Origin of the sequence: Halodesulfovibrio sp. MK-HDV (genome assembly GCF_009914765.1) — a bacterium.
Lineage (GTDB): Bacteria > Desulfobacterota > Desulfovibrionia > Desulfovibrionales > Desulfovibrionaceae > Halodesulfovibrio.
Window position 1 is genome coordinate 122,565 of sequence record NZ_WYDS01000015.1, and the last position, 10,983, is coordinate 133,547.

Annotated in this window: 6 protein-coding genes; all 6 read right to left on the reverse strand. The window is 44.8% G+C overall.

Annotated elements, in window-relative coordinates; translation table 11 throughout:
* Nucleotides 1-40: 40 nt before the first annotated feature.
* Nucleotides 41-2,479 (reverse strand): methyl-accepting chemotaxis protein, encoded by a 2,439-nt coding sequence (locus MKHDV_RS12685; RefSeq protein ID WP_160715848.1) that lies wholly within the window; start codon nt 2,477-2,479, stop codon nt 41-43.
* A gap of 640 nt (nt 2,480-3,119) precedes the next feature.
* Nucleotides 3,120-3,701 (reverse strand): pentapeptide repeat-containing protein, encoded by a 582-nt coding sequence (locus MKHDV_RS12690; RefSeq protein ID WP_160715850.1) that lies wholly within the window; start codon nt 3,699-3,701, stop codon nt 3,120-3,122.
* Nucleotides 3,702-3,943: 242 nt separating this feature from the next.
* Nucleotides 3,944-6,895, reverse strand: coding sequence for an autotransporter outer membrane beta-barrel domain-containing protein (locus MKHDV_RS12695; protein WP_160715852.1), 2,952 nt, complete (start codon nt 6,893-6,895; stop codon nt 3,944-3,946).
* A gap of 395 nt (nt 6,896-7,290) precedes the next feature.
* On the reverse strand, nt 7,291-7,977 hold the full coding sequence (locus MKHDV_RS12700) for a queuosine precursor transporter (protein WP_160715854.1): 687 nt from the start codon (nt 7,975-7,977) through the stop codon (nt 7,291-7,293).
* 82 nt (nt 7,978-8,059) lie between these two features.
* Nucleotides 8,060-9,532 carry a GGDEF domain-containing protein gene (locus MKHDV_RS12705; protein WP_160715856.1) on the reverse strand — a complete coding sequence of 491 codons (1,473 nt, stop codon included), beginning with the start codon at nt 9,530-9,532 and terminating at the stop codon, nt 8,060-8,062.
* Between the two features lie 341 nt (nt 9,533-9,873).
* On the reverse strand, nt 9,874-10,731 hold the full coding sequence (locus tag MKHDV_RS12710; RefSeq protein WP_160715857.1) for an alpha/beta fold hydrolase: 858 nt from the start codon (nt 10,729-10,731) through the stop codon (nt 9,874-9,876).
* Nucleotides 10,732-10,983: the final 252 nt, after the last annotated feature.

The window sequence follows — 10,983 nt, forward strand, 5'->3', positions numbered from 1 at the left end:
TGCAGAGCGCTTGAGAGGGGGTTTCTTATACAGTTGTTAGCTAAGAAGCTGTCATGTCGCCCACAAGGTTATGCAGTTCGTTAGACATGGCTGCGATTTCCTGAATGGAGGTTGCGGAGACGCTGATACCTTCAGAGGATCTCTGGACAGTTTCAGCAACTTCCTCAACGGAGCGTGCAATCTGTTCGGATACTGCGGACTGCTCTTCAGATGCTGTGGCAATTTCGCCCACCTGTGTTGAGTTCTGATCAATAAGACCCATAATCGTACGCAGTGATGATTCGGACTCACTTGCAAGCGCGCTGGCTTTTTCAACAGTAATTGCAGAGTTGCCTACGATTTCAAAGTTGTGCTGAGCAGCAGACTGAATAGTGCTTACACTTTTTGATACCTGTTCGGTGGCCTGCATGGTTTTTTCTGCAAGCTTACGAACCTCATCAGCAACAACCGCAAAACCACGACCTGCATCACCGGCACGTGCAGCTTCAATCGCGGCGTTCAGTGCGAGCAGGTTTGTCTGGTCTGCAATGTCTGAAATAACATTCATGATGGAACCGATGGCATCAACCTGCCCGCTCAGTTCCGTAGTGTTCTGCTGAAGTGCTTTGGTTGTTTCGCTTACTTCGGAAATGGACTGCACTGAGTTGAAGACAACAGAGGAGCAGTTTTCAGATTCTTGTTTAGCTTCCTGCGCGTTGGTATGCGCTTTGGCTGCGTTCATAGCAACTTCGGAAACAGAAACGTTCATCTGCTCCATAGCTGTGGAAGTTTCTGCGGTGCGCTGTGTCTGAATTTCAACGCCGTCGCTTACGTCTTTAAAGTTGTCAGCAAGGTTGTTGCTGTTTGCTTTAAGGCGAATAGAAATTGTTTCAATTTCCTGCGCTGCTGACTGGATTCTACGCTGGGCACTGCGGATCTCTGTCTGATCAAGCAGAACCTGCATAACACCCACAGCCTGACCATCTTGAATGACCGGAACAGCAATGTAGTCAACATCAAGAGTCTGGTTATGAGCCTTCGCAGTGGTTGAGGCTTTCTGGATTGATTTTGATTTGATGGCGTTGGTACAAGCGCATCCCACAGACTGGAAGTCTTCTGTCGCAAACAGGGTGGAAGACGGCTTACCTTTGCATTCTCTCAACGTTGTATTGGCAAGGGACAGAGCAAGTGTGTTGGCATACAGAACGTTAAGGGATGAATCGAGCATGAGAACAGGAAGCGGCAGGGCATCCGTAAAGTGGGTGAACATGTCCGCCATGCTGTTCGCATTGTCGAGAACACGCTGATAGCCACCGGCCAGTTCGCACTCGGTACTTCTTGCCATAATGTCACCGGAAGCAATGGCGGTAACAAGCGTGTCTAATTCACGTTCCATATCAGAAACGGTGTTGCCCATCTTGGTAAGAGCGTTGGCAATGGCACCGATTTCGTTTTCTTCTGTAATCACAAGCTGAGCAGACAGGTTACCTTTGCTTAATGAATTAGCAAAAGCATGGATGAGAGACAGCGGCTTGGTGATGGAGCGGGAGGTAAAGAAAGATAAGAGCAGTGTAATGAGCAGCGTTGCGGCGGCGTACATGAGCAGGGCGTTGAGTGATTCAACGTTGTTGGCTTGCATTTTAGGACCCAGAATGTCCTGATCAGCCATAACAGAAAGTTTTACTTTTTCTGCTTTAGATGCTGCCAATTGTCCATGACTGGTAATGTCTTTATTCAGCTCACGCAGAGTTGTAATGCTACCGTAGAGCTTTTGTACGATATCTGTGTACTGAGTAAGGAGAGATGTACAACGTCGATAAGCGCTACGCTCGGTTGAGTCGTACATATATTTTTCTGCAACAAGAAGCTGTTCCTTAGTACGGATCATTAAGGAATTGAGATGATCCTTATTAAGCGTAACCGTCGGTGCATACAGCGCTGTAAGAATGCTCATGCGTGCCTGTGTAAAGGCGATAGCGCAATTGGACAGCGCCTGTACAAACTGTGGGTTTGTTCTACCGGAAGTTTCAATGGTGTCATTCAGCGCGCGATCTAATAGAATCGTAACGTTTTGTCCCTCAGATCGTTCCTGAATGGCTACATTGTTTACATCACGGTAGGATGCAAAGTCTGCGACAATTTTGTTTGCGTCTTGTTCAATAGAAGTCACAAGCTCAGCACGCTTCGGATTTTGAATTTCTTTCTTAGCAGTAATTAGAAATTCTAAAATGTTTGCTTCACGAGTCTGATATTCATTAAGGGCTGCCTGCGAAGAGTTCTTAATGTATTCATTTGCAGCAATATTCATAAGCAGAATATTTGCTTGAAGTCTGCCAGCGAGGTTTGTGTCACGTGCAAGTGCACGGTACGAAGCAAACCCGTCTTTATTGTTTTGTAGGTTAACAATAGATTCTGTTGATAAGAATGCCATTGCAATAAGTACAAGGGAGAATCCACCCCAAATCTTTACAGTAACGCGTAGGTTTTTTAGAAACTGCATATTCTCTCTCAAGTAGTTAAGAAGTTAGCAATGCAATGAGAGCGTAGTAATATTATAAAATTCATGCTGAACACCGTTTAAATAGAGTGCAAAGCAGAGTAACTAAAATACATGCACAAAATATATGCCCCCGCCCTCTATACTTTTTATATATGCAATAAAAAAGTATGTAGGCACCCAATAGCCACATGCTGTCGGGTGTACATGTATAGATAGTTGATCGGCTGGTTTAAGTTTTTGCTTAGGTGGCGATGTAAATAAATATTTACTTTTGTGCAAAGCATTTATTTTCAGATAGTTAAAGTGTTAGATTGTGAAAAAGTGCAATAGGGGACAGCATGAAAGCTCTCCATGAAGCCATGGAGAGCCTGAGATTGTGAATTTTTGTAAAAATAGATAGGGGGCGATATGAGCACTTGCGTGATTGGGCCGCCGCTTATGCCGCTTTGCGGGAATTGTGTTTACAAGACGCCGTCACAGGAGAGGTGAAGCAAAATTTTTTGCTCTTAATGGGGTGAGCATGAGCTAAGTGGCACAAGGGGATTGAAATAGTGGCGTAAACTCTTTTTTTTATTTTAACTGGACTTCTACACTGAGAAATTTGCATGATTCCGTGTGAGGAATTCGGAAATTAACTTGGCTACACTAACTCAATATCAAAGTTTCGTAGCAGCGAAACTGCTTCCGGCAGGGAGAACTTGGCCTGCTTAATTGTGTTCTTTGAAACATCAATGGCGTATCCGTAGGCAGTGGATAAATCTGCTTGCGTGAGGATTGTGTTATCGAAAAGACAGCCGCCCAAGTTGCAGTCATCAAAGACCGCGTGGGTCAAATTTGTATCAACAAAAGAAGCACCATCGAAAGAACAGCCTTTGAAGATGAAATATTTCAGGTTCACATCCGGAAAGACTGCGTTATCCAAAATACAGTCAGTAAAGTCTGCCTTGAAGAGTCCTCTCACGCTACCCCAGTTGATGCCCATAAGTTTACAGCCTATGAATTTAACATCAAAGACATGGGTTCCCTCAAACTTTGTCAGGGACACATTGCAGTGCTTGAATTCGCAGTTGTCAAACGAACTGTGGCTGATGTCTGCGTATTGAAATGAGCATCGTTCAAAGGTGCAGTTGAAGAAGGATATGTCGCGAATCTTTTCATCGGATAAGTCTTGTCCGACAAATTCTCTGTCTTCGTATTCTTCGCGTGTAAAGTAGTTCGCCATGGTGCTATGTCCCTTACTGTTTGAAATATTGAAAGACACGGTATGATGACAATCATACCGTGTCTATTCTTAAGACTTAAATTGTCAATATTAGATAGGACGGAAAATTACGCCCAATATTTTTGATCTACGGATGGTAGACGGTGGGTGCCTTAATTCAAATGATCAAGGTTACCCACAGCTATCAAATCGTTTTTTTTTGCATTACGACAACGGATTTAATGAGTGTGAACTATTAGGGATTAAAAATTTACACCAAGTTGGAGCCAGAACATGTTGCTTTTAGTTGTTCCACCAAAGCCGCCGTTGTAGCCTGCGATGGCGTAGTAGTTGTCTTTGGTTATTGTGATGTTTGCTTCCGGGGTGAATGTTGTATTTTCATCCTGATCGATAACAAGTTGGGTTTCATTGCCAAGTTGCATAGAGTTGGAAATTTCCCCATCTGTGAGGATTTGGGTGATACCTACACCTATGAGCGGGATAATTCTGCAATTTCCATCTGCAACAAACGTTTTTGTCCACTTCAGGCGCGCAGTACCATAGAGTTCATTGTTATCCATGGTGCCGTAGGTAGTGTCTGCTGAATCCATGTTGTTTGTCGTGAACGGATCGCGGTGCTGCCATACGTATTCCAATCCTATTTCAGGAATAATGGTATGTCCGCCTATCATCCAAAGATAACCAAGGTCAGCTTCAGCGCGGATGCTTACGGAGTCGTAGCGTGCAGTTTCACGGTTAGTTGGATTATCATCCGTCATGTCACTATCAACGTAGAAGAAGGAAGCCTCGCCTGAAAGTAGGAAGTTATTCTTAAGACGTGTAATGCCATGAAGACCACCATAAAACGTGTCGACAAATTCTTTTCTGTCTCCGTAATCTTCTCCCGTGTATCGAATATCACCTCGTGTATATCCTGCATGGAAGCCTAAGTAAGTGTCATTAAGCTCTTCGTTTACGTTGTAGTTGTATCCAAATACAAAGCCATAGGTATTGCTGTTGTAACCGGAGCTCGCTGAGTCGCTGGAATTGACATAGACAGGGCGCATGAATACGGAATGCCGAGTCGGTTGCTTGGCAGTTAATACAGGGAGAATATTCGGGCTTGAAAGAGATGCGACCATGGTAGTGGAGGCGCTTGAAACGCCATGACTATCAAGAGTGTCGTTTGGTTGTTGGCTTGTGTCTGAAAGAACGTTGAAGAGCATTTGTGAGGTAAGATTTTCATGTATAATTGCATGAATATTATCTTCCAGTTTCATGCTTATCAAAGCCTGTTTTAGTGGTGTTGAAACTTTAGGGACGTAGTTCAAACCAATTCGTTGTGGTGTTGACAGTGTTCCAGAGAATAATTCCACGTCAACACCCGGAGGAACATTAATAGATGCTAATGATGCAAACTGGTTAGGGGTTGCCGCTTTCTGTTCTGCTGTTTCTTGTTTCCACAGTCGTGGGATGTCATATAGGCCGTCTTTGTAATCATCTGCCATATGCACAACAAGTTCTGTATTATCAAAGGTTACAGTATTGCCGGGAGTTGAGTATACTGTTCCTTGATACATACGGTTAAATTCATCCTGCGTATTTCCGATTTCCATGGCATATCCGGTAATACGTAGATTTGCACCTGTCACAATCTGATATGCGGCGTGGGCTTGGTCTTCAGGAGCAATAGATGCTGTAATGGATGGGTTCATTTGGGAGAAAACATTAATTAACCCTGATGAGTATAGAGTTGCATCCTTTTTGATATACATCCCATAGGCGCGGGCGGTAAGCGGACTACCTCCGCTATCAGTGTTAATAGCACCACCAGTCACACGCACATCAATAGTTCCAGTGTTGGTTATGGTAGCTGCACTTGTCTCAAGACCATACCCCATTGTGTAGTTGCTAGGGGGGCTGCTTATAGTGTTGCAGCTAGCGCCGTTAACTACGACAGAAATATTTCCAGTGTTGTGAAAATTGTCAGTTCCAGAGCGAAGGCCGGAGGCGAATACGGTGGCAGGCAGGGTTTTGCCAGATGCTACATACGTGCCGCCAGTGGCAGTGACTGTTACATCACCTTCGTTGGTAAGGCTTTTTTTACTGTATACCCCGTAAGTAACATTGTTTTGCTTCGATCCCGTGCTTGTTCCGCCAAGACTTTCAACAGTGACTTTTCCGTGGTTTGTAACGTTTTCCCCAGACACCCCAGTGGCATTAATTCCGGAGTCTATTCCGGTGCCTGCTTTTGCATACACAGAAATGCCACCATAGTTGACGACTTCACCTGCTCCACTAATACCATACGCAGTGCTTCCGGCACGAGCATATGTTTTAGTAGAGGTAGTAGTGCCGCCTTGTCCTTCTACAGTTATATTTCCTCTGTTGGTAATACGTACTCCAGACGCATTAGACTTAATGCCGTATGCAGTAACATCCGCATTACTCTTTGTGTTAGTTCCGCCACGAGCGATAATATTGAGTGATCCAGTGTTCTCAATTTCGCCAGAATTTCCTTTGTGCAGAATCCCTGTGGCCTGTGCAATCGTGGAGCCCATTGCCTCGGCCTGCGTGCGTCCGCCGTGTGCTTCAACGGTAACATCACCGTGTACCGTGAGTAGTGCACCATCTCCTGTTGTCTGTATGCCTACCACGCTTGCACGAACATCCGGCACGGTGGTTGTTTTCTCAAGCGCCTCTGTATTTAGCGCCCCTCCACCTTTTCCAATGATGGTCATTGATGCGTCAGAAGATGTGGTAATGCTACCAACGGATTCGATTCCTACAAGGTTTATAAATCCGCTAGTGGTGGGCTTATTAAGTCCTGAAGCCGTGATCTGTATGTGCTTACTGACATTGAGGAGCATGCCTGAAAACTCATTTTGGATGCCATATAGGTAGATATTATTCTCATCTAGTGACAGTTCCTCATACTTAATAGATGAATCAACCGTGTATGATTCGGGAATCTCGGGGTCATCTTCTTTCTGAAAGTAGATTCCCCAGTAATAGTTTTTTGAGTCCCATGAATCTCTATACGGGGATGTAAATTCACCTCCGGATGACGTCTGTGCTGTTGGATCTATTATATTTTGAGGATGATACGGCGCGGCTTTTGCGCTAAACGGACAGCAGAGTATAAGTGCCATAGCGAAACATATTCCCCCTCTTATCCCTAATTTCCCCTTCGTCGCTGTAATGTATTTTTTCATACGTCCCCCCCCTTGAGGTTTACCAACATGTTTGAATGCCACTAACTGTTCTTTTGTTAGTGCATATATAAACTCACGCCGCTACATATATCTCTCATTCTAATTAACTGATATTATTAAATTATAATTGAAATAATGTAAAACTAATTCCAGCTGGCCAGTGCATGAATAGTTATGTGGCTTTCTACTGTGCATGGCACCTGAAAATTAGAATGTAGAAGGACTAGGTTATACCTAATCTGTAACGTGTGGATAAGGGGAGCGTTTCGTGAAAAGGGCAGAGTTTTTCCCTCTGATAACATGCCGTAGGCTTTCAGCTGATGAGTTCATCCAGCATAAAAAAACTCCCCAAATCATACGATCTGGGGAGTTTTCTGTTGACCATTAGCCGTTACTTAGTGCGCATGCTCTGGGAGCACGGCGTGGACACGTCTAGCAAGATAGATAAACGGTGTATCCAGTACAGAAACGATAGCTTTAAATATAACTGTGGTGATGAGGATTTCCACGAGAACTGCTGTCGGGAATACACCATAGAAGGCGATAAGACAGAAGATTGTGGAGTCGATAAGTTGCGAAACAAGCGTTGATGCGTTGTTACGCAGCCACAGCATTTTGCCGTTTGTTTTTTCTTTCCAGAAATGGAATGCCCAAACATCATGCGTTTGTGATGCAAGATACGCGAGCATAGAAGCAACTGCGATGCGTGGAAGGAAACCAAAAATAGCTTCCAGATGCGGCTGTACAAAATCGTCTGCAGCAGGTGCAAAATGTAAAGCAATTTGCATGTACACTGTCATAAGGACGAGTGTAATAAACCCGAGCATAACGCCTTTTTGTGCCTCGCGTTTTCCGTAGAATTCGCTAAGCATGTCGGTTGCTAAGAAAACACCGGCGTACAAAATATTACCAAGTGTTGTTGTAAGCCCAAACAGCTCTACTGTTTTAAGAACCTGAAGGTTACAAAGAAGAAGGTTGAAGACAATAACGGCAAACAGGCCGACCTTGCCAAAGAACCTATAGAGCATCAGTGCAATACAGAGATCTGTAATTGCGAAGCTAATCCATAATAGTTCGTTCATGACGAATACTCCTTGAAGCGATTAAAACCGGGAAAACAGCCCGATTTGTCGGCCTCGTAAATAGGCTCTAATCGTCATGAGGTCAAGTTGCATAGCCTCCGGCAACCAGCAGGCTTTTGTCAGGATACAGAATACTCATCTGATTTTTGCCACTGTCTTTGGCTTGATAGAGCGCTGCGTCAGCACGGCGGATAATTTCCACTGGCGACTCTTCATGGGTATGATCAATACATGCTACGCCAATGCTAGCGGTCACGTTAAGTATACCCTTGTCAGTTACGAAGCTGTGCTCTTCAATCTGGATGCGGATTCGCTCTGCCAGCATTGTTGCGTGGCTGGCAGAAGTACACGGCAGTAATACCGCGAATTCTTCACCGCCGAAACGTGCAATGTAATCGGATGTGCGGAGCGAACTTTCGAGAATTCTGCTCAAATCTTTTAATACGTCATCACCGGCAAGGTGTCCGTATGTATCATTAATATTCTTGAAGTTGTCGATATCGGCGATCATCAGACATAAGGAGTGACCGTAGCGTCTGTGTCTGGTGTTTTCTTCTACAATACGGGCATCAAAATGACGTCTGTTGTAGAGCCGTGTTAGTCCGTCAATATCTGCATTGTGCTGGGCGGCTGTATAAAGCATGGCATTATTAAGCCCCAGTGTGAGATGCGAGATTGCGGAACGTAAAATTTGTATCTGATCTTTTCCAAGCTGCGGGTGTTCATGGCACTGAACCAGTACCACGCCAAAGTTTGCGCCGCCGTGTTCAAGATCGATAGCAAGGAGTGTGTCAGAAGAGGGCAGGATTTCTGTTTTAACAGTGCCCATGTAGTTCATGTCTATGCTGACTACACCATCGCCGAGTAAACGCTGTGCGTGCGTTTTCAGCATTTCTGTCCATGCGCGTGCAACGTCGTTTTTCTCGCTGCCTGCAACATAAATAGTGGCGTGTACATTTTCAGAGACCTGCGGAGACCAGCAAATAGCATTTATAGCTGATACTGGAAGCAAGGTTTTAAGCTCTGTCTGTGCTGCACGTAAAATTTCTGCTGGATCAAGATGCTGTGTTACTTTTTCCAAAAACGACACAATAAAGCTGAGCATGTCGTTTTTGCGTTCAAGCATTTCACGCTCAAGACAAATCTCGCGTGTCATGTGCATTATGTCTTGATACAGATTCTGCGTTTCAACCGCGGAAAGCAAAACGTCGCGGGCACGCTCTTTTGTAATAGGCGGCTTGATGATTTCGGTAAAACCACACTCCAGCAGAGATTCAAGCTCTGCAAGATCGTAGTCCCCACCCATAATCAGAATGCGTGAAGTAACATCTATATGTGCTGTGTCACTTGATGGCAGTGTCTTAAGAGTATCCCACCCCTGCTTGGATATCCAAAGTAGACACGGCTCGTCTGTTTCCAACTGGTCCACTGTAGGAGTGACACCGATGGGAAAGCAGCTAAGTGCAAAGCGACCACCAGCGGCGTGCTGGATGACATTTGCATCTTCATCACTGATGCCCAGTCCCCACATGAGCTTCTTAGTTTGGCCGTTCACGGTATCCTCCCAAAAAAAATTGCGGCAAGATTTGCCGATCAAAATGATAATAGTGGCGTATGTAGTGGTTTAGCAAAGAGTGTGCCGAATAGTTCATGATCTTGGTGCTCTAGGAGGAGAATGAATAGAGGAAGCGGGGAGGTGGTGAAAAGTCAAAATAATGACTCACAAGATTATGGAATTTCTCAGTATAACGTAGCTAAAGGATGAGCAAGAAAAAACCCTCGTGAGACGAGGGTTTTCTAAGATTCAGCAATGTTTAAAATATAAAATTAGAGCGCAATTAAATATAAAAAGAATAACGAAAAGGGATTAGGAACTCTACGTAGAATAAATAAAATTTATTTTGAAAAAAGTTCTTTTGTTGTCATCGCAACCTCTTTCGCAATCGTTTTACTGCTCAGCATGGCAAGGTGACTTACTGGCATTGTTTTAACCACATTCCAGCCCCTTGGAGGAGTTGAAACACTTTCCTGCGGCAAAACCATGTTGTCTACAGGGGAATAAAATGCATAGCACGGCACAATCGGCATTTCTTGTGTTGCCTCACGTTCTTCAATCTCTGAAATCAGCTTGCCTTTAAAGTCCAGCTGCTGACCAAGATATGTTGCGGAAAATGTAGCCAGCTTACTACCAAGCATTGGTGTACCTAGCGTAATCACTCCAGCAACCTTGTCTGCGTGTTCAGAGGTTGTAAGCCAATTGCGCAGCAGCAACCCGCCAAGGCTATGGCCGATAAGTACTGGTTTTGAGTCCGGCGCTTGCTTCAGCACCGCTTCCAAGTACTTGTCCAACTCAGCGCTCACCACATCAAACGGTTTACGGCTTGAGTAGTAAAAGGTTGCGCAGTTCCCAAGTCCCACCTTTCCGAACCAATGTCTGAAAAGAACCCAGGCGGAGCTGTTATGAAAAAGCCCATGAACCATAATGATCGGTGAATCTGGTTCCGCAGGTAGTTTCGGAACTCGCTTGCGCCAATACTGCAAAAAAGTCCCGCCAAGATAAATGCTGAAGCTGAAAATTTCTGCGCAAAAAGCTGAAAAAACTCCACGGCGCGCGGCGTGCAGTGCAGCGTCACGCGAAGAGAACAAACTTTCTATGCGGGATTGGTGCTCGTACCAAAACAGTATGTACGTAACAACAGCCACCACGAAGCATGTAATCATGAATAGTAGGGCGAATGTGATAAGTAATGTCATAGGTGCGCCTGAGGTTTTGTTTTTGTTTGAGAGAGAGTGTGTGGGGGTGCCTCCGGCGGGCAAGGGGCCAGCCCCTTGCATCCCCGCGAGAGGAACGTCCTCTCGACTGCGATGAGTATTTTGAACAGGTCAGGAAGACCCACTATTCGTCACGTTGACGGTGACTCATTCTATTTAAGTCTTCAAGAATGCTACCAAGCTGTATTTATATTCTGCTAGTAATAATAAAAGGTTAGAATGGAAAGCATTTTA

Coding starts and splice junctions, on each gene's coding strand:
- MKHDV_RS12695 (WP_160715852.1), bottom strand. CDS start 6,895: ATGAAAAAATACATTACAGCGACGAAGGGGAAATTAGGGATAAGAGGG.
- MKHDV_RS12685 (WP_160715848.1), bottom strand. CDS start 2,479: ATGCAGTTTCTAAAAAACCTACGCGTTACTGTAAAGATTTGGGGTGGA.
- MKHDV_RS12690 (WP_160715850.1), bottom strand. CDS start 3,701: ATGGCGAACTACTTTACACGCGAAGAATACGAAGACAGAGAATTTGTC.
- MKHDV_RS12700 (WP_160715854.1), bottom strand. CDS start 7,977: ATGAACGAACTATTATGGATTAGCTTCGCAATTACAGATCTCTGTATT.
- MKHDV_RS12710 (WP_160715857.1), bottom strand. CDS start 10,731: ATGACATTACTTATCACATTCGCCCTACTATTCATGATTACATGCTTC.